Origin of the sequence: Bacillus sp. USDA818B3_A, from assembly GCF_009928415.1 — a bacterium.
GTDB lineage: Bacteria > Bacillota > Bacilli > Bacillales > Cytobacillaceae > Neobacillus.
Genome location: NZ_JAABNN010000016.1, coordinates 70,963 through 95,132 on the forward strand (window position 1 = coordinate 70,963; position 24,170 = coordinate 95,132).

Below are 24,170 nucleotides of genomic sequence, written 5' to 3' on the forward strand. Positions count from 1 at the left end.
GTTGTTCACAGTTAATTAGGAGTAATTAAACAATCTAACCTAAAAAAACATATAATCTCCTTAAAAAATGACATTACTGAATATTCTATTAAGCTATAAAATCAGAATAAGTAAGCGCTTTATAAATAGAGATAAGGAGGTAACTCAATTAATATAAAAAACTTAAACGTACTGTAAGTGTTTTAACAATGAGTAATAGAATGGGGGAGAAAGATGTTCTGGATTAATTTAAAAAAATCGTCACTAGTTATGTTGGGGATCTTACTGTTATTTTCACTTGCTATACCAAGTGCGAATGCGGAGCAAGGGAATAAAGCTGCAGCATACAATATTGGTAGATTTGTGATGAATATTAATCAAGATTGGACATTCCATAAGGGTGCACAAGGTACAGATGAAAACTATAGTGCCATTAATTTTAATGATAGCAGCTGGCAGAAGATAAGCCTTCCTCATACCTGGAACGCAGAGGATGGCAGTGGGATTGAAGAGAACTACAAAGGTGATGGATGGTACAGAAAGGAATTGGATATTCCGGCCTCCTACGAAGGTAAAAAGGTATACTTGCAATTTGAAGCTGCAAACAAAGAAGCAGAAGTATTTGTAAATGGTAAGTCTGTACATACCCATATTGGTGGGTATTCCGCATTTATTGTCGATATTACAGACTATGTAAACTATGGACAAAAAAATACTGTCGCTGTAAGAGTAAACAATGAAGTTAAAGATTCTGCACCATTACGAGGAGACTTTACTTTCTGGGGCGGAATCTACAGAAGTGTCAATCTATTAGTTACAGATAAAACTCATATTGATGTTGACGATTATGGTTCAAATGGTGTATATGTAACCATTCCAAATGATAAATCCATTGAGAAAAACGCTGAAGTTACACTTAGTGTACCAGTTAAAGTAAATAATGATGATCTTAAAAGTATTTTCAACTCTATAGAAGTTAGAGCTGAAATAAAAGATGCAGAGGGCAAAGTCAGAGCTAGAACAGAATTAAAAACGGATGGGAAAAAGTTAAAATCTGCTAATGTATCAGGAGATATCGCTCAATATACTGGTAAAATGATCGTAAATAATCCACATCTTTGGAATGGTACAAAGGATCCTTATCAATATACTGTTGAAGTTGCGGTAGCAAGAAAAGGAGAGGTAATTGACCAGGTAAACGAAAAAGTAGGATTCCGTTATTACTCAATTGATCCAAATAAGGGGTTTTTCCTGAATGGTAAAAGTTATCCGCTCCATGGTGTTGACCTTCACCAGGATAGAAAGGGTTACGGTAATGCTGTACCATATTCAGTCAGAGCAGAGGATTTTGACCTTATTAAGGAAATTGGAGCAAATACATTGAGATTAGCTCACTATGAACACTCACAGTATGATTACGATAAAGCTGATGAAATGGGATTGGTGGTATGGGCTGAAATGCCATTGGTTAATGCAATGACATCAACAAAAGAATTTTCAGACAACGCTGAAACACAATTGACTGAGTTGATTAAGCAAAACTATAACCATCCTTCAATCGTAACATGGGGTCTCGAGAACGAATTTGGAGGAAGCGGCTCTTATATGAGTAACACCAGTCTAACTCCAGATGAGCAATATGCAAAGGCAACTGAATTGATTAACCGTTTAGCAACGAAGGCAAAAGAATTAGATCCGAACAGACTGACTACTCACGCTATTCAGGGGAATAATTCCCGTGATCCTGAAGGTTATAAGGAAGTTTTGGATAGACATTTGGCTTGGAATGAAAGTGGAAGCATAGATGTCGCCTCTTTTAATACCTATTTTGGTTGGTATTATAATAAAGCTGGAGATTTAGCTAACTATCTTGACACATTACATGAAAAGCATCCAAATGTTCCACTAGGTATTTCAGAGTATGGTGGCGGAGCAAACCCTTATCAGCATGACGTAATTGATGAAGACTTTATCAATAACTGGAATAGCGCAGCTTCTCGTGGTCCATGGCAGCCAGAGGAATATCAAAATTATCTTCATGAAAGTGCATGGAGTATCATAAGTGAACGTCCTTGGTTATGGGCAACTCATGTCTGGAATATGTTTGACTTTGGCGTTGCTGGTAAAAATGAAGCCTCGACTCCAGGTATTAATACTAAGGGGCTCGTATCATATGACCGACAAGTTAAGAAGGATGCATTCTATTTCTATAAAGCTCAATGGAATAAGGATGACCAATTTGTATATGTCACAAGCAGAAGATATACCGATAGAGATGAAACTATTACACCGGTAAAGGTTTATTCAAACTTGAAGGAAGTTACTTTAACTGTAAATGGAAAGGATTATGGTAAGGGAAGATTGCAGCAGCCAGGTGTATTTGTTTGGGATGGTGTAGAACTAAAAGATAGTGGCAATTTAGTAATTGCATCAGCTAAAAAAGCAGATGGAACAAATGTAACAGATTCTGTTACTACTTGGAAGGTTGTTAAATAATCTTCTAGGAACTCATTAGCGAAAAAGTTGGCATGATGAATTTCATCATGCCAGCTTTTACTTAAATTAGCATTATAAAAAGAACATGGAGATGCAAACTGCACATTGATTGATTAATAATCTAGTCTATGAAACTAGCTCAATCCTGGAATGTACATATTCAATTACAGTGTAAGAAAAGGAAGGGGAGGAATATGAAAACAATCTTATTAGTTGACGATGAAAAATGGGTTCGAACTGCCCTAAAATGGACAATCAATAAGTTGGGTCTTCCCTTACAAATTATCCATGAATGCGTAAATGGATTAGATGCATCAGACTGGATCAAACGAAATGAGGTTGACCTTATTATTACAGATGTTCGTATGCCTATAATGTGCGGGCTATCACTTGCAAAAGAATTGAATCAATTGAATAGAAGACAGGACCTCATCGTTATTAGTGGTCACAATGAATTTCATCTGGTTCAACAGGCATTAAGAAACGGTGTGATAGATTACCTCCTTAAACCGATTGAAGAAACTGAACTAAGAGAATGTCTTGAGAATTGGTTAACTAAACGTACGATTGAGGAATCAAAAAGAAATAATCAACATGAAAAGGATGATACTTTCCCAGCCTCCCCAATAGAGCAGGTATTGTATTATATTGAAAAGACACCATTAGATCAAATAACATTAAAAGATGCTGCAAAGTGCGTGCATATGAATCCAAGTTACCTGAGTCACTTGTTCAAACAGCAGCTAAATATTAAGTTTGTTGAATATATTACTGAGCTCCGAATAGAAGAAAGCAAAAAACTGTTACAACATACTGCCTTAAGGATCTCAGAGATTGCGGAGAGGGCAGGATACTCCGATATAGCCTATTTCAGTAATAACTTTAAACGGATTACCGGCTGCTCCCCATCAGAATATCGAAAATCTGTTATTTGAGCCAATTAAATGGCTCAAATTTTTTTGATAGAAATTTAGATTAGGGAAATGGTTGCATTTTTCTAAAAAAAACACAAATATACCCAAAGAAAAACTATACATCTTTCATATAATATCCTCTTAAAATTAAAGTGAAAGCGCTTGCTAAAACTAATCGATAGGAGGAAGAAAATGGCGTCCATAACAAAGCAAATAAGGAAAACGTCAAGACTGAGAAAAACACTTCTAACCGGAGCTCTAGCTTTATCTCTATTAGCTCCAATCATGGTTCCGCAGGTAAGTGCAGCGAGTAATGAAGACTTGGGATATGTCGACCCAGCCTCTCAAAATGCCGGAAATGGAGGGGCAGATACCGTAACTTATCGCATCCCCGCAAATCAAGTTACTGGCCAGCCTGAAATCGAGGCAGCAAAGAAAGGCGTTCTCACAGTGGCTGGTAAGCAATTTCGGGATTTAGATGGTGACAGAAATTTGGATTCTTACGAGGACTGGAGAATACCAGTTACTCAGCGCGCAGCCGATCTGGTATCAAAGATGACCCTGGCTGAAAAAGCAGGCATGATGTTGATTAACACTCACACTCCGATTGCAAACCCGGCCGATGGAAAATACGTAAGTACAAATGACTCAATGATAGTTGCAAAAAATATGCGCCATGTCATCTTCCGGCAAACTCCGACTGTCGATGTGATTGCTAAATACACGAATCAACTGCAGGAGATAGCTGAATCTTCGAGATTGGGCATTCCGGTTGTAGTGACTTCTAACCCCCGCAACCATGCTTCCACAGATTACACCAATAATAGTGATGGTGCAGGCATGCATACCTTCTGGCCTGGACCGCTGGGACTTGCTGCTGCACGTGATCCGGAAGCAGTTAAGAAATTTGGACAAATAGCAGCCAAGGAATGGAGAACTGCCGGTATAAGAAAGGTTTACGGATATACAGCAGATATTGCCACAGACCCATTATGGGCAAGGATTGAAGATACCTTCGGAGAGGACCCTAAGCTGGCTTCAGAGATGGTTTATAACGTGATAACCGGCTTCCAGGGCGAGAAACTTGGAAGCGACAGTGTTTCTATCACAGTCAAGCATTTTCCTGGTGGAGGGGCACGTGACAATGGATTAGACCCTCACTTTGAGAATGGTAAATTCAATCCATATCCGACCGAAGGCAGCTTGTTAAAGTATCACATTCCTACCTTCCAGGCAGCGATTAAAGCTAATGTTACGTCTGTTATGCCATATTACGCTTATCCAAGCAATGCGAGTGCGGACCAAGGACTGCCATGGTACACTCCTACTCAGCAATTTGAGGAAGTGGGCTTTGCACTAAATAAAGGGATTTTGGACTTCTTGCGCAATGACCTCGGATTCAAAGGCTATGTTAACTCCGATACAGGTGCTGTTGGAGGGAACGCTTGGGGTGCCGAAAGCTTAACTGCAGTAGAAAAAGCAGCTAAGGCTATAAAGGCGGGGACCGATCTTATTTCAGGCTCATCCGACCCGCAGCTTATAGTAGATGCAGTAAATTCAGGTTTGTTATCAGAAGCGGAAGTGGACGAATCTGTTTCATTGCTACTGACAGAAATGATGAATTTAGGTCTATTTGAAGACCCATATGTGAATCCTCAAAATGCCTTAGACGTGGTGGCAGACCCCCAAGCACAGAAATTAGCAGATGAAGCACACCTTAAGTCTGTTGTTTTATTACGCAATGATAAAAATATCTTGCCGTTAAAAGATGCTAAGATGCAAAAAGTAAAGCTTTATGTTGAAATGTTCACTGGCGGAGACGCAGCTGCAGCAACAGCCAATTTAAAACAGACCTTTAAAAAACACGATGCTTCTATCACCATCGTGGACAAGCTGGAAGACGCAACACATGCATTTGTCTGGGTGAAGCCAGCACAATCGAACTGGGATAATAATCCACGAATAACCGTAGGTCCTGAAACAGGAATTGCCAATGTTGATAAAATTGTTGATATCCAAAAAACAGTTCCAACGATTACTGCGATTAACTTTATCAGCCCATGGTTAATTAATCAGATTGAACCAAATGCGGCTGCTGTACTGGCTACATACGGAACGAAGTCAGAAGCAGTAATCGATGTCATTCGTGGGGAATTTAACCCGATAGGCAAGCTGCCGATGGCCATCCCTGCTAGTGCTGATGCAGTAGACAAAGAAGTTGGCGATGTCCCTAGCTTCGCACCTGAGGAATATTCTGATTATTCCTATGTAAATAAAGCTGGTAACAAATACGAGTACGGATTTGGCCTTTCTTATAATCAAGGGAAGGCTGTTGGAAAACCTGATCATGCTGGGGAAATTGGAACACCGGATCATGTACAAAAGAAATAAAATAGTAAATTGGAGGAGCTGTCCCACGAGATGGGGCGGCTCCTTTTACCTTTTCAATAAATAGTTACGCTGTAAATTAGCTTTGTCCTTGTGAAGAACTATACAATATTCAAATGGAAGGATGTAATAAATGGTTTCTTGGTGTACCGTCTTCTTTTTTGTAAAGGCCTGTAGTATCGACCACTTTATCGAACAGGGACAGCTGGACATCTTTTGCACCAGCCTCAACCAGGAGACTGTAAGTCGGTACGACATACTCATTAACAGGCACCGTTGTATCTGTTTTAGAAATGATTGAAAATCATATCAACCATCCATCTATCTATGGGGTATTTTAAATGAATGTGTGAGCAACACGGAGTTTGGACGTTCCTGCTATGCGAAGCAGTTTGAACTTATTAAGAGCTTGGATTCCAGCCGCCCTGTATCCTTTGCCAGTCTTGAAGCTTTTATAGGTTCAGATTTGTGCCTGGATCTGGTTGATATTGTCTCTTTTAATATCTATCCGCGCTGGTATCATAATACAACAGTAAAAGATTCTTTAAGCAATCTTAAAAATTTCGTTAATAGTACGGGTGGAGCAGGCAAACCATTATTGATTAGTGAAATAGGAGCGGGCGCAATCTATGGTTTTAGGAGTAATAACCAGGAAAAGTGGACGGAAGAATACCAGCAGTATGCTTTAACTGAACAAATAACTTCTATTTTATATGATGAGGATCTAAGTGGTGTGATTATCTGGCAGTATTCAGATTGCAGGGTAGACAGTGGATGGTTTCATGGAAGGCCTAAATCCCAGAATAATAAGGGATTAGTAGATATCTATCGAAGAGAAAAGCTTGCCTTTAATAAAGTAAAGGAAATATTCCATTCTTATCATGAATAGTGGCTGTTAATTCTTTTAATAGCAATAGGAAGATCCAGTATTGTCATTGAATCAAAGTTTATTTGATTAAAAATGACAATACTGGATTTTGGGATAAAGGTTGAAAATATATGAGATTAGAACAGTAGGGATAAACCAAGAGGAGTTTCTCGATAAAATTTATGGTTTCAACCTTTCAAACTATGGGAACTATGATTTTCCTGCTTATGTATGGTTTTCTAATGAAACTTCGTACTATTGGGGAAGATTAAAGTCCCATTTTGCCATAAAGTTAAAGAGCCATTTGTAATAGAAAACATCACAAATGGCTCAAATATTTAGAACAGGCCTGCTTCTTTTGCAGCTGCAAAACTCTTTTTAGCAAACTCAGTCGGACTCATCCCAACATTCTCCCAGTGCATATACATTAAGCGCGGCTCTTCAAACAGCCAATGGTTATGAAATGCTGTTACAATAAGCCCTCTTTTTCGTAGTGCATCAAGCATTGGATTAACTTCTCTTTGAAGGAGTACACTTTCTCCAAGATTAAGACCATTGTTCTCGAAGGATAACATAAATGGAAGAGCTAGTGGAGACTGAGTACGACGACCTAGAATCGTTGCCCGAATGTCACGAAGACGCATGATGACACACACTGGAGAAGGCGTCACAACCTCACCGCCAATAATATCAGCCAGTTGTTGACAAGATGAACGATTGCCACCTCGGTTCATCCCATGTTCTGAACTTGATTCCATCTCGCTGCTCTCATCGCCTCCCCTATTACTATAGAAGTTTTGATTTCCCAGATTATCAAATTCTCTTCTGCTCACTTTAACCACCTCCTTGTCCTTATTACTAGTTAGTTTATTCGACAAGGGTGGACAAGCATGGACATATTAATCACAGCAAAAACCTATTTTTAGCGATTCTCGCTTATTAAATGTGTTGCAATGGTATATCCAATCAAGTAAGCTGCTGCTGAGGTGTTGCCACCAACGGTAAACGGGATTGTTTGTGCATCCGCAACGATTATATACTTCGTAACAAATCAATAAAATGGGATTGAATAATAGTGTATCTTACACTACAATTTGTAATGGAAGGGTGGTAGTGCAAGTGTCCATTAATAATTTTCGTTTTGACCAAGAAGGACTAAATCGCTTTTTTGGCCCGCTTGAAGCCAAAATCATGAACATTCTCTGGAACGGCCATGAGATGAGTATTAAGGAAGTCCAGCTTGAATTAGAAAAGGAGAAACCAATAAACTTTAATACGGTAATGACGGTAATGAATCGTCTCGTTGATAAAAACATCCTTACCAAGAGATTGGCAGGTAGAACTTCAATCTTTAAACCCGTAAAATCCAAAGCTGATTTTATCCATCACCAATCAAAGAAACTAACCGAAAACCTCTTAGATGAATTTGGGGGACTCGTAGTAAATCATATGTTGGACTCCTTAACGGATGTAGATGATTCTTTACTGCAAAAACTGGAACAAAAGCTAGAACAATTAAAAAAGGACAGAAATTAAATGGATATGAAACAAAAATCAACTGCCTTTTTAGGATTGGCCTTCTTGATTGCGATTATATTGTTTGCCCAAATGGCAATGTATCTATTAAATATCTTTTTAGGGCCAATAGATTTATTTAATGTATTTAATTTCTGTGTCAGTTTATTTGAAAAAGGCACTTTTGCGTATTACACAGTTTTGGCTCTCATCAATTCGTATATTCTTTATTCAGCTTTTCTTATATGTAAAAGGGTATTCGATCAATTCGTCCTTTCTAGTTCTTTTCGAAGCAAAATTCACGCAATGATGAACAAGGAGAAATCAATAGAGTTAAATCAAACCTTTTGCAGAAAAAAAGATGACATTGTGGTTATTGAGAGTGAAGAGCTATTGGCGTTCACATTCGGGTTTTGGAAACCGATAATGGTGTTTTCTACTGCGCTAATGCAGATGTTAGATTCTGGGGAATTAGAAGCCGTCATTTATCACGAGACTTCCCATCAAAAATATTTTCATGGACTTAAGGTCTTTATTTTGCAAATCATATCAGAAGTGCTATGGTATATCCCGCTTACGAAATGGTCTTATCAAAATTATCGAATTCTAGTAGAACTGATTGCCGATGAATTTGCGATCCATCGCATGGGCTCTGAAATCGGTTTGGGCAGTGCTTTGCTAAAGCTAATTAAGAGGAAATTGAATCCCCATACAAATCTTACGCCTGCAGTTGTTTATTTTGCGGATGGAACAGTCGATTACAGGTTGAAGCAGTTAATTAATCCGCAGCAAACCATTCCGGTTAAAGCCGAAATGGAATCCATCATTATTTCGTTAAATGTGCTAATGTTCATTTTACTTCTTTTAGTAATAGCATAATTTACTTCAAAAAAGGATTGGAGGCCAAATCCAACCCTTTTTTGAATGTATCGGTTAAAAAATATGGAATAGGTCTTATGAATTATTGACCATTATCTGAACATTACACTACAATAAGTAGTGTAATGTTAGTGCGTTAGTTAAACGTAATTTGGGATACTAACATTTTATACACTACAATTTGTAGTGTATTGTAAATGGAAGGAGAATGTAAATTGACAAAAACAGAAATTGGATCATTAGTTGTACGAATATTCTTAGGGCTATCTTTCTTTATCCACGGTGTTACAAAGTTTCAAAATGGCATTGGCAATACGGCAGGCTGGTTTGAAAGTCTAGGAATGCCAGGTTTTGGGGCTTACATAGTAGCCATCATTGAATTAGTTGGGGGACTGTTGTTGGTTGTTGGATTTGGCACACGGTACATTGCAGCCCTTTTTATTCTTATTATGTTGGGTGCAATCGTAAAGGTAAAATTAGCAGCAGGTTTTATGGGGAACGGACAAGGTGCTGGTTATGAATTAGATCTTGCTTTTGCTGTAATGGCAGTATTTTTAGTTCTAAATTCAAATACAACACTCTCACTTGATTCGAAATTGTTCTCTAAAAACCATAATTAAGTATTTAACCAGAAGGGTGAAAAGATGTCTTCAGCAAATAGTAAAACAAAAAAGCCAAGGAACCAATCTCCTAAATTCCTATTCTGGGTGATTGGTTTGGCAGCAATCTGTCTTGTCGGTTTAATTTTTCTATCCAATAATGCTAAAAAACAAGCGATGAATTATGAAGGTCAGCCGTTTTTAGGGGAAGATTCCGCACCGGTTAAAATAGTCGAATTCGGTGATTACAAATGTCCATATTGTAAAAACTTCAATGATACCCTTTTTCCTAGTATTGAAAAGGATTTTATCAAAACAGGAAAAGTATCCTTTTACTTTATGAATTATTCCTTTATCAATATAGATTCGACACGTTCAGCCAAGTTTGCGGAAGCCGTATATAAAGAGCTGGGCAATGAGAAGTTCTGGAAGTTCCATCATCTCTTGTATGACAAGCAGCCGGACGATACGAAAGCGGAGCATATGGATATCTTCACTGAGCCTTTTCTCAAGGAAACCTTAGGAGAAATTGCCTCTGAGGCGGAAGTGAATAGAGTGGCTGATGCTTATAACAATGAACAAACAAAAGCAGCCTGGGAAAAAGATATGAATGCCGCCAAAAAGTTAAGTGTGACAAGTACCCCAATGATTTTTATCAACGGGGTAAAATTTGAAGGAAATACGTATGACGACTTCAAGAAAAGAGTCGAAGAAGCGGCTAAGGAATAATATTTATAGTTTGAGCTTTCCACTATTGGAAGGCTCTTTTGATAGCCTGGGGCAAATTGAAAAATAGGAATTATTGCGCATATGGTACTTTTATGCTATTCAAGCTGATGTAAAGCACCAGCCATAACAAATCTAATAAATTACTTTTAAGTGTTGTACCCATGAAAAAAAGGAGTAATACCAAGGTTACTCCTTTTTTGAACACCTATAGTCTTTAATTTTAAAATCCCCTAATTAGTAGGCGATACCTACACGCGATTTTATATAATCGCTTGCTTCTATCTGCCTAAAAGTAAATTCTGCTGTATCCGGTACGGATATTTTAGCACCACCCTCAGGCAAAAAATTTCGCTCTATTCGATAGTTGCCTACCCTTTCTCCATCCGGCAAGTACGTGGGACAGACAATCGTCCATTCGAGAGTTGATTGTTTGAGCATATCGAAAACTTTATGATGTTCTTTCGCTGCACGGGTTGACTTCTGCTTTGATTCATTTGATTGATATCGCAGAGATTTTGAGGTAGTTCTACTTTGCAGAATTCCCGCAGTTCCTAAAGTGATTATTCGTTTTATACCTTCATTTTCCATTGCCTCGATAATAAGTGGCATACTTTCTGATAGAGTCGTGGAGCCATCAGTATTTAGTGCACTAATAACTACATCAATCCCATGCATTGCACGTACTATATCATCTTTATTTAAAACATTCCCTTGAATAATGGTTAAATTTTCATTATTTATTTGGATCTTCCCTGGCGTGCGAACTAATACAGTAACATGATGTCTGTCATGAAGGGTATAGGTAACTATTTGGCTTCCAACTCGTCCAGTTGCACCTAGTACTAAAATATTCATAAGAATGGGGCTCCTTTTGTAAATATTAATATCTTACTATAAAAGTATTTTATTGTCTTGTTCAACTCCCTCAGCTTAATATGGTTTTCTCCCGAATGCTCGCTAATTGGCAGGATTTCATAACCCTAGGATTTGTAGTTAACGGTAAATGAAGGAGTTCAAACGATTATGGCATCGTGAAGGAATAGTTAAATAGAGAGTGAATGCCTGTTCCGTATTTTACCATATGATGTACATTCTCCACGCCGCCCCTTAAGGATTTTTTCCCTCCTATGTCTCAACCAATATCGTTAAGAGCTCTATTGGCTGTCACTGAAATTATTAAAAGAATAATATAATTGTTTGACTATAAAAAGAAAATACCTTTCGATCAATTATAAAAACGTTTATGTAATTAGTTACAACACTTTTCTAATATTTACAATTGACTGAAAAATAAAATTATATTATTATTCTAATAAATAAAACTATTTCGTACATCGAAAAGTAATCTATCATCATAGAGGGGGAAGGGATAGTTATGTCACAAATGCTAGCATTAGTCATTGTCATTCTTATTTTATTTATTGGGGATTTTGTAGCGGTTCGTACGAAAGCATGGGTGCCTTCAATTTTTATCTGTGCCGTTTTGTTTCTAATTGGTTATTGGACATTTTTTCCTAAAGAAATCGTATCAATCGCAGGGATACCACCAGTTGTAGCTGTCATGTTTATGTACCTTTTAATCACAAATATGGGAACATTATTATCGCTTCAAGAGTTAAAGAACCAATGGAAGACCGTTGTCATTGCTCTATCAGGAATACTTGGGATCATTGCCCTTTTACTTGGAGTTGGCAGTTTTATCTTTGGCTTTAAAACCATTATTGTCGCGATCCCTCCTTTAGTTGGCGGTGTAGTATCTGCCTTAATTATGTCAGAGGGGGCAAAGGAAGCAGGTCTCGCATCACTGTCTGTTTTCGCGATTGTCATCTATGTTATGCAGGGATTTGCAGGATATCCACTGACATCCGTCATGTTGAAAAAAGAGGGGAAAAGACTTCTTACCCAATATCGTAATGGGCAATTAGTGGTAAATCAATCACAAGCAGCAAAGGAAGTTGCCGCAGCGTCTGAAGCAGGAACAGTAGAATTAAAGCTATTTAAAAAGATGCCTGAAAGGTATAACACTGAATTTTTTAAATTTTTCAGACTTGCGTTTGTAGGGTTTCTGGCCTATGAAGTTTCTACTCTATTAGCTCCAATCGTTTCGATTAGTCCATTTGTTCTCTGTTTATTATTTGGGGTTATCGCAAAAAGTATCGGCTTCTTAGAAAAGCAGGTTTTACAAAAAGCAAATGGATTCGGCTTAGCGATCATGGCACTCATGCTGTTCATCTTCGATGGTTTAAAACAAGCGACACCAAGCATGATGCTTGAAATTCTTTTTCCACTTATTGGGACCATTGTAATCGGTGTAGTCGGAATGTATATCTTCTCTTTTGTAATCGGGAAAGTTTTAAAAGTAAGCAAAGAAATGGCATTTGCCGTATCCTTAACGGCATTATACGGATTCCCAGCTGATTACATCATTACAAATGAAGTGATCAAGTCCTTAACAAACGATGAAAAAGAAAGAGAAGTACTAACAAGCCACATGCTTCCTCCAATGCTAGTGGGCGGGTTTATCACCGTTACGATTGTTTCGGTCATTTTAGCAGGTATCTTTGTGAAATTCTTGTAAAAAAGTCGGAGGGGTTATAAATGGAAGAACTTCAAAGAAGAATTGAAGAGCATATTGACACATTAAGTAAATTTACAGCCACACCCGGGAATGGGACAACCAGGCTTACCTATAGTGAGGAAGACAGGCTTGCACGGGACTATATAAAAAATAAAATGAAGGAATACGGCTTACAGGTGCGGGAAGATGGTTTCGGCAACATCTTCGGGAAGCTTGAGGGAACTCTTAAAGATGCCCCCAGCGTGCTAGTTGGTTCCCATTTTGATTCAGTACCTAATGGCGGTTCTTATGACGGTCCTGCAGGTGTAGTCGCTGGACTAGAAGTGGCAGGTCTTTTTGCGAAAAACAAACTTACGCCTAAATATCCTTTAGAAGTCATTGCGCTTATTGAAGAAGAAGGTGCAAGGTTTGGCGGGGGATTAATGGGGTCAAGAGGAATCACCGGATTACTCAGTGACGAGGAGTTCAAACAGTTAAGAGATCAAGATGGGATCTCTACAGAGGAAGCGATGGTAAAAATCGGTTTAGACCCATCTCTTCCTAAAAAGAGAGATCCCAAGACCATGAAAGCATTCTTAGAATTGCATATCGAACAAGGGCCTATTCTAGAGGAAAAGAAGATCCCGATTGGGGTCGTTGAAGCCATTGTTGGCTTGACTCAATTTGAAATCACCGTTGAGGGACAGGCCGGTCATGCCGGGAACACGCCAATGAATCACCGTTCGGATGCGTTAGTGGCTGCTGCGAATATAATTGCTCAATTTCCGAACCTTGCCATTATGGAAGGAGAGGGCACGGTGATGACCACGGGGAAATTGCAGGTATATCCAAACGGTGCGAATGTCATTCCAAATAAAGTCGTCTTTACGGTAGATCTTCGTTCCAGCAAAGAAGAGCATATCGAGAATGTAATCGAGAAAATGAATAAATTGATAGATAGCTATAGAGAAAACGGGATTCATATTTCAGCGGAGCAGCGTTTATATATGAAGCCAAAGGAAATGAATCGGGAAATCATCGAACACCTGAAACAATCAAGCAGTGGTTTACACATCCCGTATTGTTCCATTAACAGCGGTGCAGGACATGATGCCATGGTATTTTCGGATTATACAGACGTAGGCATGATTTTTATTCCAAGTAAAAAGGGACTTAGCCACTGCCCTGAAGAATGGTCAGACTCTCGGGATATCGCCAAGGCGGTAGAAATATTCTACGAAACAGCCAAGAAATTAACGGAGGCTGAAGAGAAATGATCAATCAAAAAATAAAAGAAGCGATCCAAAACTACAGTGAAGAATTGACTGCCTTACGCAGAAAGCTTCATAGTGAGCCAGAACTTTCCTGGGAGGAAGAAAACACAACCGCTTTTGTGTGCGGGTATCTAGAAGAGCTGGGTATTCCTTACCGAAGAACCGTGCCGACCGGTGTCATTGCCACTATTCAAGGGGGAAAGCCTGGAAAAACAGTCGCTTTAAGAGGGGACATGGATGCATTATCGGTCGAAGAATTAAATAAAGATTTACCTTATGCCTCAAAAGAGGAGGGTAAAATGCATGCTTGCGGCCACGATGCACATACGGCCATGCTATTAATCGCTGCCAAAGCATTAGTTAAACAAAAAGAGGATCTGCCTGGGAATGTCCGTTTATTATTTCAGCCTGCTGAAGAAGTAGCAGAAGGGGCAAAAGCACTTGTGGAACAAGGCGCTGTGGAGGGAGTAGACAACGTGTTTGGCATCCATATCTGGTCACAAATGCCAACGGGTAAGGTATCTTGTCCGGCAGGGCCTTCGTTTGCATCGGCAGATTTTTTTAAAGTGACCTTCAAAGGGAGGGGCGGTCATGGTGCCATGCCGCATGATTGTATTGATGCAGCGATTGTGGCTTCTTCCTTTGTCATGAATATCCAGACAATTGTTTCCAGAACGATTGATGCCCAAAAGCCAGCTGTCGTGACAGTAGGAAAAATGGTGGTCGGGACACGTTTTAATGTTATCGCTGAAAATGCTGTGATTGAAGGAACGGTCCGCTGTTTCGATCCAAACTCAAGGGACCAAATTGAAAAACAAATTCAGCAGTATGCTGAACATGTTGCAGCGATGTATGGTGCGACAGCTAATGTCGACTATACAAGAGGAACTCAAGCAGTCATTAATGATGAGTACAGTGCAAATTTGGTTCAAAGCGTGGTAAAAGAGGCATTTGGAGAGAATGCCCTCTATTTTGAAAAGCCAACCATGGGCGGAGAGGATTTCAGTAAATATCTTGAAAAGGTTCCCGGCAGCTTTGCTTTGGTAGGAAGCGGTAATCCGGATAAAGATACAGAATGGGCCCATCATCATGGTAAATTCAATATTGATGAGGATGCATTAACGACTGGAGCTGAACTTTACGCTCAATATGCTTGGTATTATCTAAATCAATAAACATAATGAGGTCTGATATGCTCCGTTACAGTCGACAGATTAAATCTGTTTACCTTGAATTGTGACCCATAAAGTCGACAGTTTAAAAAAGACCTTTTTATGCAGTTAGTAATGACTCCGGGTTTGGGCCGGAGTCATTTTATTTAAACCTGATTGATAACTATTTTATTTGGGCTTTTTTCGAGCAATATAAGCCACTCGTCGCTAACCAATTACATACATTTTGGGAATTTAAACAGCAAAAGAACCATATAAAAATATGAAAGGAGGAGAGTGTAAATGCAGAAAACAAACAACTATTTTCGTGCACGTACGAGTATGGTTTACATGATGACAAATAACGAAATAATGAATCAAATCATTGCCTTTCACAGAGACATGAATGGAATGCTTACCTTTATGGGTGCCTACCCGACTCAAGGCAAAGGTACTGGTACAAAAGAAGTCTCTAGTGCAACAGCTAACGATGGCGTCGATCCCCTTACATCACAAGGCTCACTTACTTTATCACGAGATGGACGTTTTCTGCTTGCAGTCAACACAGGGAGCAATAGTATCAGTAGCTTTATTATAGCCGACAGCGGAGTGCCTGTTTTGGCGGATATGAAACCATCAGGAGGTATTCAGCCCAATAGTATAGGGGTGTTTGGTAACCTTCTCTATGTATCCAATGTAGGGAATGCTGCAAATAATTTTGCTTCCAATATCACTGGTTTTCACATAGATGCTTATGGTCACCTTACTCCAATTCCCGGCTCCACCCATTCTCTCAGTACCTTCAATGCACAGCCTGCGCAGGTCCTCTTCACTCCAGATGGTAGTAAAATCCTTGTCACCGAGCTGACTTCGAACCATCTTAGTATTTTCCATGTAAATAATAAAGATGGTACGGTTACAGGACCAATCGTTAATAATTCTTATGGTCAAGGACCATTGGGCGCTTATTTTCTATCCTCTGGAATCCTCTTAGTTACAGAAGCAATGACAAACGCATTATCATCCTATTCATTGAGCAACAACGGGATCCTTCATGTGATTAGTGGATCTGTACAAAACGGTTATATGACTGCCTGTTGGGTTGTAACAACGAAGGATGAACGATTTGCATACACTACCAACACCTTAAGCGGCACTATTTCAACCTACCGAATCGATCCAAATGGAGCTTTGTCGGTGATAAGACATATTACTAGTACACCGCCTGGTACAGCACCAGGTTTGCCGATAGATGTTGGAGTGAGTAAAGATGGACGTCATTTTTACACGCTTAACGGAAATCAGGGTACAGTATCAGTATTTAATATCCAAGATGATGGTAGTCTGTTAAGATTGCAGGTTGCTGCCTGGACTAACGTTCCATACTTTGGGTCCCAAGGTTTAGCCGTTCTTTGAGTCGAAAGTAATAAAATAGTGGAAGGAGGCAGAAAATTAAGACATCTCTCTTCCTCGAATAAGATGTAAACAATGGGATTGCAAAGTTAATCCCATTGTTTATGAATATGTTTAGTGTAAATAATAGGAAGGATAACGTTTTATTATGGAGGATACAATGTTACATACAATCATTTCATATCTAAGACTATTTCTTCCTGTTTTGTATATATTTGCGGCTTGGAAAGTTGGGGATTGGAGACATTGGAAGAAGTATTATCCAACCATGCTTTTTATAATTAGTGTTGACTTTTTTATTTCCATTATTATGTATCGATTCCCATTATGGACTTTTAATAAATCATTTTTTAATCCGAATCATACAATATTTGACTTTATAGTTGCCTTTACAGTTTTTATCCCATTAGTCTTAATCTTTCTATCCAGATACCCATATAAATCAATGTGGTACAAGCAGATGCTTTATATATCAGCCTGGGTCATATTTGAGGTAGTTTTAGAATCAATATTTTTTTCTGCAAAGTTAATCACTTACCACAATGGATGGAACTTTTGGTGGTCATGTGTCGTATGGTTTTTCTTGTTTATTGGTGTACGCCTTCATCATACCAAACCACTTTGGGCATGGTTTCTTTGTTTTACGTGTACAGTTTTTTTAATAATATATTTTCATATTCCGATTACAAAATTCAGGTAATAAAGAACGTTCAAAGGCAATACCAAAGTGGGTGTCAGGGATGGAGTTAATGAATGTAGACGAGGCTGGTTTTTGGGAAGAGCTGGGCTATTCGATGACAGCAAATCCATTTAAAGAAGATCGGTACCGTTAACACAGATTAATTTACGAAAAAAAAGATGGTGAGAAGTACTTAAACTTAAGATGCTTTGTTTCTATTTAGGAACAAGGAATTTTTTGTAACGGGGAGGTAAGTTTGATATCAAGTTCAACTTCTATGAGAATAATTTTGCCATATCTGAAAAAAAGGTTGAGTAAGGAAGATTTTGCAAATTATAAGAAGAAGGAGGTTTTGAGATGAAATTTACTATTCGTATTTACTTCAGGGAAAACTTTAATCATTCAATATTTGAAAGAGAACTAAAAAAATCCTTAGAGGAAATTAGTGTATCTGTTTCAAGTATTAAGTTTAATCTAATTGAAGAAAAATACATACATAATAAAAGGAATATTATTGAGGTGAATGTTGAAGTAACAGGGGAATACATCGATTACAGAACTGTTTTCGGTTGTGTATTTTTAGTAATAGATGAACTTTCATTAGATTTATCTGGATTAGATATAAATGAATAATAGGTGCGAGAAATGTTGGAATTAAGAGCGGGTAAGAATGGGGATCACAAAACAAAGTGGCGGAAAAGTGGACTATGAAAACCCAAATATTAAAATGCTTATGGATTCTGCTTCCGATTATCCGATGAAATCAATGCCTCTTTTTAGTCCAGATATAATGTCTATTAACCGTGGTGCTTTTTTCGTTGATTGGGCAAATGGGCACCGATACAAGGCACTGAAAAAACTTATAGCGCAAAAATAGAAAGTTCATATTTAACGAGACAGGAGATGCATTTCTCCTGTCTCGTTTTTTTGTAAATGAAGTAAGGAGGTACAGGTAAACTTCAATCGCAATGACCATAATAATCCAAACAAGCATGTAATACAACCAAAATAAATGGATTGCTCAAATTAAGGTATTGATATTGCTAATTACAAGAATGTCGCAAAGCAGGTTAATTTATAATTATGGAGGTGTTCCCTATAGTGATTTTTATCATGCTTCCTTGATTTTACGCATGTTTATCGAAGCTCTGGTGTATGAGCGCTCGCTTAAGATAAAGAAAAAGATGGAGGATGATAATAAATAACCTGGGAAAGAATTTTGCAGCCTTGAATTCTTTCATAATTTTCTTTGGCTTCCTTTTCCGTCTCAAATTCAAACATTATAATTTTATTTCCCTTGGAGTGGTCGTTGTATACAGTAATGATCCACATGGAATTAACCCCCGATTAAAAAATGAATTTTTCTACATTTTTGTTATAAAGAAATAACGCCTAAAACTAGTGCTGCTATTACCATTACTGTAGTGGTTCCTAGCGCCCATTTAATTAAGAAACGCTGTAAATCACTAAATTCAATTCCTACCATACCTATTAATAAATGTGCTGCTGCCACTAATGGGCTTAGTACGTGTACAGGCTGTCCTAGTATGGAGGCACGGCCTATTTCGGCAGCGCTAATGCCATAAGACTCGGCAGCTTGGGCAATAATGGGAAGTACACCAAAATAAAATGCATTATTGGACATAAAAAAAGTAAAGGGCGCGCTCAAAAAAGCGACAATCACTGGTAAATGCTGCCCAAAAGCTTCAGGAATCAATGACACTAAGGTAGTAGCCATCGCATCAATCATTTTTGTTCCTGACATAATACCTGTAAAAATACCAGCTGCAATAACAATGGAGACGACTGCTACTGCGTTACTTGCGTGTGAAGAGATTCGTTCTTGTTGCTCTTTTATTTTTGGATAATTAACTAATAAAGCAATAGCAAACGCAACCATAAATAAAATCATGAGCGGAATAACATCCATAATTAACAAAACTATGAGAATGAGGGTTAAAGCAAAGTTAAACCATACCAGTTTTGGACGGCGATAGTTAAACTCCATTTTTGCACCCATTTCAGCCGCACTGGCCACCTCCCGAAATGCATCAATATCTATAACTCCAAGTCTCCTGCGTTCCATTTTTCCGAAAATAAAGGATATAACAAGAACCCATAAAAGCCCAAAACCCATGACAGGAATGAGTGGCAGAAACAGCTCAGATGAGTCAAGCTTCAATGAAGTCATCGCCATTGCAGAAGCTCCTCCCCAAGGAGTCATATTCATTACTCCCATTGAGGACATGGCTACTCCTGCAAGAATTAGAGGATTCATTCTTAGACGTTTATAAAGCGGAAGCAAAGACGAAACAGTAATCATATAGGTTGTGGTTCCATCACCATCTAAAGCAACCATCATCGACAGGACAGCTGTACCTACAACAATTTTTAAAGGATCACCTTTGACGACTTTTAAAATTTTGGCAATAAGCGGTTCGAATAAACCAGTATCAATCATAAGTCCAAAGTACAAAATGGCGAAAAAGATCATAATGGCGGTAGGGGCAATAGCTTTGACACCCTCAAACATCATCGTACCCAAATCATTCACATAACCCCCGATTAGGCCAAATAGGATGGGAATGAGCATGAGAGCGACAAGGGGTGTTAATCGTTTTGACATAATTAAATACATAAAAACTGCAACCATAGAAAAACCCAAAAAAGATAGCATACATTATATCCTCCTTCGTTGTAAAAAGCGGGCCACAAAAAATCTTATTTTTCTTGGAGTAAAGTAAATCCATAAAAAAATACAAGAGTGTGACCTACTGATTGTTAGCGCTTTCTCAAAAAGGATAACACTGGTACAGTCAAAGGAATATATATATTAAATATTTTTAATATTGTTAATAAATATAATTATTTTCATTTTTTTCACAGACAATTCTATAATTCATCAATGTTACTAAATAGCCAGTAACATTGATGAAAGTTGAACTGAAAAAATTAGAATATTACTATAATTGTTATATAATAAAAGCAGTTACATTATGAAGGAATATAAGCGAGGGGAAATGATTGGGCAAAAGAATTAAAAAAACACGGCTGCTAACACAAATGATTGTATTTATTTCTATTATTATTCTTCTTACGATTGTATCGGTAAGCGCCCTCTTTTCCTCTATGATTGATGATATGATTAAAACTTCATTGGGAAACCAGGCTATGACAGTTGCGAAGATGACGTCTCAAAAGGAACAAATTATCAATGCTTTTAAGGATCCAAATCCGTCTCTAACCATACAGCCCATTGCAGAAGAAATACGCAAAGCTACAGGTGCCGGCTATGTCGTAATTGGCAATAAAGAAAATATTCGTTACTCTCACCATATAACAAAATATATTGGAAAGCCTATGGGTTCCAGCAACAAACCGGTATTTGAAAATAACGCCTCGATCATATACGAAGGAACTGGTATTTCGGGAAAAGCTATTAAAGCAAAGACCCCTATATATAATGAGGACGGAGAAATAATCGGTGTATCGTCCGTTGGTTTCTTAACCTCTGAAGTGGAGGGTAAGGTTCATAGCTATCGCATTAAGTTAATTCATTTTACTGTTTTCATTTTGTTAATTGGGATTGGGGGGGCTATCATTATATCAAAGAGGGTAAAAAAATTGATTTTTAATCTCGAGCCCGAAGAAATATCTTTTTTGTTTAAAGAAAAAGAAGCGACCTTAGAATCGATTAGAGATGCCACCGTTGCAGTCAATAAAGATGGCAAAGTAACCTCCATCAATAAACGGGCAAGAGAGTTGTTGAAACACGATCACATTGAGAAAGGCATGAGAATGGAGCATGGGCGTTTAAACACGCTGATTAAATTCGTAATGGAAAATCAACAAAATATCATTAATCAAAAAGTAATCTTTGGCGAACTGCTCTATTTGGTTGATGGATCTCCCATACTAGAGAATCATAGAACAAGAGGAGCCGTATTAACTATACGGCCTGTCTCTGAAATAGAGGAGATTATAGATGAAGTTTCTAAAGTTCAAAACGTTTCTGAGCATATCCGCGCCCAAAATCATGAGTATTTAAATAAATTAAATACTATTTATGGATTGATTACCCTGGAACAATATGACGAGGCAAGGGAACTGATTTCAGAAGAAGTCAAAGAACGTCAGGATATTGTGGTTTTCTTAACTTCTTCAGTGAAAGACCCTTTTATTGCCGCTTGTCTTCTTGGGAAAATAAATCGATCAAAGGAATTAAAAGTAGACCTGGAAATCGATAAAGACAGTAACCTTGAGAGTATCCCCTCCACATTAAATACGAAACTATTTGTTTCAATACTTGGTAATCTAATAGATAATGCCATGGAGGCAGCGGTTCGGGCTAATTCTGACGGGGCCTATGTGAAAGTTTCTTTCACAGATATTGGAAGTGATATCATCTTTGATATAGAAGACAACGGCAACGGTATTCCCCAAGAATGGCAGGATAAGATTTTTATTCAAGGATTTACGACAAAAGAAGGAGAAAATCATGGCTTGGGACTAGCCATTGTTAAAAATGCGTTAAAAAGAATGGAAGGCGAGATTTTTATTTCAACCAGTGATTCAGGCGGAGCTCAATTTACCATTGTTTTACCAAAAGGCAAATAAGAGAGGGTTACGATAGATGAGCAAAAGTTTAATCAAAGTAATGATTGTAGAAGATGATGAAACAGCGGCTAAAATTTATGAGAAATTTACAGATAAAACAGAAGGATTCCAAGTAGTGGCCATTGCAAATACGGGGAAACAGGCACTAGACATGCTTAATGTGTTTACTCCCGATCTCATTTTACTTGATGTCTTTCTTCCTGATATGAATGGGATCGATTTATTATGGGAGATTAGGAAAAAACTGAGAAGCTTGGACGTTATTATGATTACAGCAGCTAATGATGTTGGCACGGTAAGTGAAGCGATCAGGGGAGGTGCATTCAGTTATATCCTTAAACCCGTTATGATAAACAAGTTCTTTGAGGTACTGGAACAATTCAAAGAAACTAGAGAAAAATTAGTCAAATTAACCATTGTCGAACAGGAAGATGTTAATGATTTTTTCACGGTGAAAAAACCACGGGAAGATCCTTTAACACGGGAGGAGTTACCTGGAATACTGCCAAAGGGAATTGACAAACATACATTAAAAAAAGTGAGACAGCAAATAAAGGATATAAATGAAAACATAAATGCAGATGAATTTTCAAAAATGATCGGAGCCAGTCATTCTACTGGCAGGAGATATCTTGAGTATTTAGTTTCAATCAATGAGATGGAAGTAGAAGTTATTTACGGGACCATAGGACGCCCTGAAAGGAGATATCGGAAGAAGTAATCTGGTCATTTTTTCTTTGCCAAAACAGTTTATAATTCTAAAAAGAAAATACCCGACTAAGGCTGTTCCCACACCTTAATCGGGTATTTCTATTTCATCAATACAAAGAAGTTTAAAGTGTTTCCTAAAAAAATGTAGATTTCTGGGTATTTTCTAATTTAACAAACAGTAATGAAGTTCCAATTTTAGGGCTGGAGTCATCAAAACTACTTGAGAGGGGCGTATTTCTGCTAGGTTCAATTCCTAGGCAGTTCAGCCAAAAAGCTTATTCTAGTATTTTATATGTCTTTCCAATCCAAATCTTTTATAAATTGTACGAATGCTCTTACCACATTCAACTCCAGAGACCTCTCATGATAATAAATCCACGTTCGTCGCAATATAGGATTTCCTTTATTATCAATTAAATCAATCTTATATAAATCCTCTATCCCGTTAAGTGTCCTGCTAGAGAGAATACCATAGCCTAATCCATTTTTAACCATTTCCTTACAAGTATCCACTTGGTCGACTTCTATACTGACAAAAGCCGGTTGTGTGAAGTTTTCGGCCCACCAATTATCAACTACTGATTTTAATAAGTAGTCCCCTCTGTAATCGATCCTTGGAAGATGAGGAAGATCAGCGATGACAATTTCTTCTTTGGAGGTGACGCAAATTGTTTCTTCAAATAATTGATGTTTCAATAATCCCCGACAACTGTAATCTCCCCGAACAAAACCAATATGAACCTCATTGTTATGCACAAGTTGAGAAACATCTTTGCTCCACCCTGTAATCACCTTAAATTCCACATGAGGATACTGTTGTTTGAATAATTTCAAAATATGAGCAAGTTTATAATTCGCGAAAAAATTGGATACTCCCAATTTAAGTATCCCTGCCACTTCATTATCTTTTGTACTGCCCATATGGAGCAGATTCTCTTTTATTTTTTGATAATGGGCAAGGGCTTCCTCCGCACAATGGGCAAGGTACTCTCCTTGCGGGGTAAAATGAATCCCCCGACTTTCACGAGTTACGATTGTGGTCCCTAATTCCTCTTGCATATGCTTTAAACGATTGGTTAATGCAGGTTGTGTTATAAACAAAAGCTTAGCAGCTTTTGTTAAATTTTTTTCTCTATGAAGAACTTTCAGTATTTCCCAATCACGGTATTCCATTGTTCACACCCTGTTTATGCGATATAAAAATTTCTTATAAGTAAATATAATTATTTGCTATTTTATTTATTTCTATTATTGCACTATCCTTAATTGTAAGCAATCTATAATTCTATAGATGAAACATTCTATGTTTGATCATTAACAGAAATAATACTTATAAACATAAAAAAGGTGAAAAAGTGAGGAATTTTTCAATGTGGAATATCACTGTGTTTAATAATGGAA

At 37.9% G+C, this 24,170-nt stretch carries 22 protein-coding genes and 1 pseudogene; 18 read left to right on the forward strand and 5 right to left on the reverse strand.

What is annotated here, in order from left to right:
- Nucleotides 1–213: 213 nt before the first annotated feature.
- From GXK58_RS20175 to GXK58_RS20185, 3 genes are all read left to right on the forward strand, one after another.
- Nucleotides 214–2,475, forward strand: coding sequence for a glycoside hydrolase family 2 protein (locus GXK58_RS20175; RefSeq protein WP_160724978.1), 2,262 nt, complete (start codon nt 214–216; stop codon nt 2,473–2,475).
- Nucleotides 2,476–2,669: 194 nt separating this feature from the next.
- Nucleotides 2,670–3,410 (forward strand): response regulator transcription factor, encoded by a 741-nt coding sequence (locus GXK58_RS20180; protein WP_160724979.1) that lies wholly within the window; start codon nt 2,670–2,672, stop codon nt 3,408–3,410.
- Between the two features lie 171 nt (nt 3,411–3,581).
- The gene (locus GXK58_RS20185; RefSeq protein WP_160724980.1) at nt 3,582–5,780 is read left to right on the forward strand and encodes a glycoside hydrolase family 3 protein; all 2,199 of its coding nucleotides are present in this window, start codon (nt 3,582–3,584) and stop codon (nt 5,778–5,780) included.
- Nucleotides 5,781–5,889: 109 nt separating this feature from the next.
- On the opposite strand, the gene GXK58_RS20190 is transcribed toward GXK58_RS20185, so the two are convergent.
- On the reverse strand, nt 5,890–6,051 hold the full coding sequence (locus GXK58_RS20190) for a hypothetical protein (RefSeq protein ID WP_160724981.1): 162 nt from the start codon (nt 6,049–6,051) through the stop codon (nt 5,890–5,892).
- 45 nt (nt 6,052–6,096) lie between these two features.
- Between GXK58_RS20190 and GXK58_RS20195 the strand changes: the two genes are divergently transcribed.
- On the forward strand, nt 6,097–6,666 hold the full coding sequence (locus GXK58_RS20195) for a glycoside hydrolase family 2 TIM barrel-domain containing protein (protein WP_272928170.1): 570 nt from the start codon (nt 6,097–6,099) through the stop codon (nt 6,664–6,666).
- A 317-nt stretch (nt 6,667–6,983) separates the two neighbouring features.
- On the opposite strand, the gene GXK58_RS20200 is transcribed toward GXK58_RS20195, so the two are convergent.
- Nucleotides 6,984–7,478, reverse strand: a complete 495-nt coding sequence (locus tag GXK58_RS20200) for a DUF1259 domain-containing protein (RefSeq protein ID WP_337248202.1) — start codon at nt 7,476–7,478, stop codon at nt 6,984–6,986.
- Between the two features lie 286 nt (nt 7,479–7,764).
- Between GXK58_RS20200 and GXK58_RS20205 the strand changes: the two genes are divergently transcribed.
- The 4 genes from GXK58_RS20205 (at nt 7,765) to GXK58_RS20220 (ending at nt 10,367) form a co-directional block, all read left to right on the forward strand.
- Complete coding sequence (locus GXK58_RS20205; protein ID WP_160724982.1) at nt 7,765–8,181, forward strand: BlaI/MecI/CopY family transcriptional regulator; 417 nt, start codon at nt 7,765–7,767, stop codon at nt 8,179–8,181.
- Nucleotides 8,182–9,039: a M56 family metallopeptidase gene (locus GXK58_RS20210; protein ID WP_160724983.1), complete on the forward strand. Its 858-nt coding sequence runs from the start codon at nt 8,182–8,184 to the stop codon at nt 9,037–9,039.
- A 215-nt stretch (nt 9,040–9,254) separates the two neighbouring features.
- A complete protein-coding gene (locus GXK58_RS20215) occupies nt 9,255–9,659 on the forward strand; it encodes a DoxX family protein (protein ID WP_237389724.1) in 405 nt (134 codons plus the stop codon).
- Between the two features lie 24 nt (nt 9,660–9,683).
- On the forward strand, nt 9,684–10,367 hold the full coding sequence (locus tag GXK58_RS20220; RefSeq protein ID WP_160724985.1) for a DsbA family protein: 684 nt from the start codon (nt 9,684–9,686) through the stop codon (nt 10,365–10,367).
- 234 nt (nt 10,368–10,601) lie between these two features.
- Here GXK58_RS20220 and GXK58_RS20225 read toward each other — a convergent pair whose 3' ends face one another.
- Nucleotides 10,602–11,222: an NAD(P)-dependent oxidoreductase gene (locus tag GXK58_RS20225; RefSeq protein WP_160724986.1), complete on the reverse strand. Its 621-nt coding sequence runs from the start codon at nt 11,220–11,222 to the stop codon at nt 10,602–10,604.
- 520 nt (nt 11,223–11,742) lie between these two features.
- On the opposite strand from GXK58_RS20225, the gene GXK58_RS20230 reads away from it, so the two are divergent.
- The 8 genes and pseudogenes from GXK58_RS20230 (at nt 11,743) to GXK58_RS20260 (ending at nt 18,318) form a co-directional block, all read left to right on the forward strand.
- Nucleotides 11,743–12,945 (forward strand): hypothetical protein, encoded by a 1,203-nt coding sequence (locus tag GXK58_RS20230; RefSeq protein WP_160724987.1) that lies wholly within the window; start codon nt 11,743–11,745, stop codon nt 12,943–12,945.
- Between the two features lie 20 nt (nt 12,946–12,965).
- On the forward strand, nt 12,966–14,201 hold the full coding sequence (locus GXK58_RS20235; protein WP_160724988.1) for a Zn-dependent hydrolase: 1,236 nt from the start codon (nt 12,966–12,968) through the stop codon (nt 14,199–14,201).
- Nucleotides 14,198–15,373, forward strand: coding sequence for a M20 family metallopeptidase (locus GXK58_RS20240; RefSeq protein ID WP_160724989.1), 1,176 nt, complete (start codon nt 14,198–14,200; stop codon nt 15,371–15,373). The genes GXK58_RS20235 and GXK58_RS20240 overlap by 4 nt, the downstream gene beginning before the upstream one ends.
- A 279-nt stretch (nt 15,374–15,652) precedes the next feature.
- Complete coding sequence (locus GXK58_RS20245) at nt 15,653–16,765, forward strand: lactonase family protein (RefSeq protein WP_160724990.1); 1,113 nt, start codon at nt 15,653–15,655, stop codon at nt 16,763–16,765.
- A gap of 157 nt (nt 16,766–16,922) precedes the next feature.
- A complete protein-coding gene (locus GXK58_RS27750; protein WP_442862491.1) occupies nt 16,923–17,462 on the forward strand; it encodes a CBO0543 family protein in 540 nt (179 codons plus the stop codon).
- Nucleotides 17,463–17,487: 25 nt separating this feature from the next.
- Nucleotides 17,488–17,595: pseudogene (locus GXK58_RS20250) on the forward strand (sulfite oxidase-like oxidoreductase); the annotation flags it as partial.
- Nucleotides 17,596–17,798: 203 nt separating this feature from the next.
- On the forward strand, nt 17,799–18,074 hold the full coding sequence (locus tag GXK58_RS20255) for a hypothetical protein (RefSeq protein WP_160724991.1): 276 nt from the start codon (nt 17,799–17,801) through the stop codon (nt 18,072–18,074).
- Between the two features lie 37 nt (nt 18,075–18,111).
- Nucleotides 18,112–18,318, forward strand: a complete 207-nt coding sequence (locus GXK58_RS20260) for a hypothetical protein (RefSeq protein WP_160724992.1) — start codon at nt 18,112–18,114, stop codon at nt 18,316–18,318.
- Nucleotides 18,319–18,816: 498 nt separating this feature from the next.
- Here the strand turns inward: GXK58_RS20260 and GXK58_RS20265 are convergent, their stop codons facing one another.
- Nucleotides 18,817–20,118 carry a CitMHS family transporter gene (locus tag GXK58_RS20265; protein ID WP_160724993.1) on the reverse strand — a complete coding sequence of 434 codons (1,302 nt, stop codon included), beginning with the start codon at nt 20,116–20,118 and terminating at the stop codon, nt 18,817–18,819.
- A 347-nt stretch (nt 20,119–20,465) separates the two neighbouring features.
- Between GXK58_RS20265 and GXK58_RS20270 the strand changes: the two genes are divergently transcribed.
- Together GXK58_RS20270 and GXK58_RS20275 are read left to right on the forward strand one after the other, a co-directional pair.
- Nucleotides 20,466–22,058, forward strand: coding sequence for an ATP-binding protein (locus GXK58_RS20270; RefSeq protein WP_237389725.1), 1,593 nt, complete (start codon nt 20,466–20,468; stop codon nt 22,056–22,058).
- 16 nt (nt 22,059–22,074) lie between these two features.
- Nucleotides 22,075–22,779, forward strand: coding sequence for a response regulator (locus GXK58_RS20275; protein WP_160724994.1), 705 nt, complete (start codon nt 22,075–22,077; stop codon nt 22,777–22,779).
- A 278-nt stretch (nt 22,780–23,057) separates the two neighbouring features.
- Here the strand turns inward: GXK58_RS20275 and GXK58_RS20280 are convergent, their stop codons facing one another.
- Nucleotides 23,058–23,942 (reverse strand): LysR family transcriptional regulator, encoded by an 885-nt coding sequence (locus GXK58_RS20280; RefSeq protein WP_160724995.1) that lies wholly within the window; start codon nt 23,940–23,942, stop codon nt 23,058–23,060.
- Between the last annotated feature and the right edge of the window lie 228 nt (nt 23,943–24,170).

What these genes read in the sequence shown, in the direction of transcription:
- GXK58_RS27750 (WP_442862491.1), top strand. Translation starts at nt 16,923, where the DNA reads ATGTTACATACAATCATTTCATATCTAAGACTATTTCTTCCTGTTTTG.
- GXK58_RS20240 (WP_160724989.1), top strand. Translation starts at nt 14,198, where the DNA reads ATGATCAATCAAAAAATAAAAGAAGCGATCCAAAACTACAGTGAAGAA.
- GXK58_RS20235 (WP_160724988.1), top strand. Translation starts at nt 12,966, where the DNA reads ATGGAAGAACTTCAAAGAAGAATTGAAGAGCATATTGACACATTAAGT.
- GXK58_RS20180 (WP_160724979.1), top strand. Translation starts at nt 2,670, where the DNA reads ATGAAAACAATCTTATTAGTTGACGATGAAAAATGGGTTCGAACTGCC.
- GXK58_RS20260 (WP_160724992.1), top strand. Translation starts at nt 18,112, where the DNA reads ATGGGGATCACAAAACAAAGTGGCGGAAAAGTGGACTATGAAAACCCA.
- GXK58_RS20220 (WP_160724985.1), top strand. Translation starts at nt 9,684, where the DNA reads ATGTCTTCAGCAAATAGTAAAACAAAAAAGCCAAGGAACCAATCTCCT.
- GXK58_RS20225 (WP_160724986.1), bottom strand. Translation starts at nt 11,222, where the DNA reads ATGAATATTTTAGTACTAGGTGCAACTGGACGAGTTGGAAGCCAAATA.
- GXK58_RS20175 (WP_160724978.1), top strand. Translation starts at nt 214, where the DNA reads ATGTTCTGGATTAATTTAAAAAAATCGTCACTAGTTATGTTGGGGATC.
- GXK58_RS20210 (WP_160724983.1), top strand. Translation starts at nt 8,182, where the DNA reads ATGGATATGAAACAAAAATCAACTGCCTTTTTAGGATTGGCCTTCTTG.
- GXK58_RS20255 (WP_160724991.1), top strand. Translation starts at nt 17,799, where the DNA reads ATGAAATTTACTATTCGTATTTACTTCAGGGAAAACTTTAATCATTCA.
- GXK58_RS20230 (WP_160724987.1), top strand. Translation starts at nt 11,743, where the DNA reads ATGTCACAAATGCTAGCATTAGTCATTGTCATTCTTATTTTATTTATT.
- GXK58_RS20185 (WP_160724980.1), top strand. Translation starts at nt 3,582, where the DNA reads ATGGCGTCCATAACAAAGCAAATAAGGAAAACGTCAAGACTGAGAAAA.
- GXK58_RS20265 (WP_160724993.1), bottom strand. Translation starts at nt 20,118, where the DNA reads ATGCTATCTTTTTTGGGTTTTTCTATGGTTGCAGTTTTTATGTATTTA.
- GXK58_RS20280 (WP_160724995.1), bottom strand. Translation starts at nt 23,942, where the DNA reads ATGGAATACCGTGATTGGGAAATACTGAAAGTTCTTCATAGAGAAAAA.
- GXK58_RS20275 (WP_160724994.1), top strand. Translation starts at nt 22,075, where the DNA reads ATGAGCAAAAGTTTAATCAAAGTAATGATTGTAGAAGATGATGAAACA.
- GXK58_RS20245 (WP_160724990.1), top strand. Translation starts at nt 15,653, where the DNA reads ATGCAGAAAACAAACAACTATTTTCGTGCACGTACGAGTATGGTTTAC.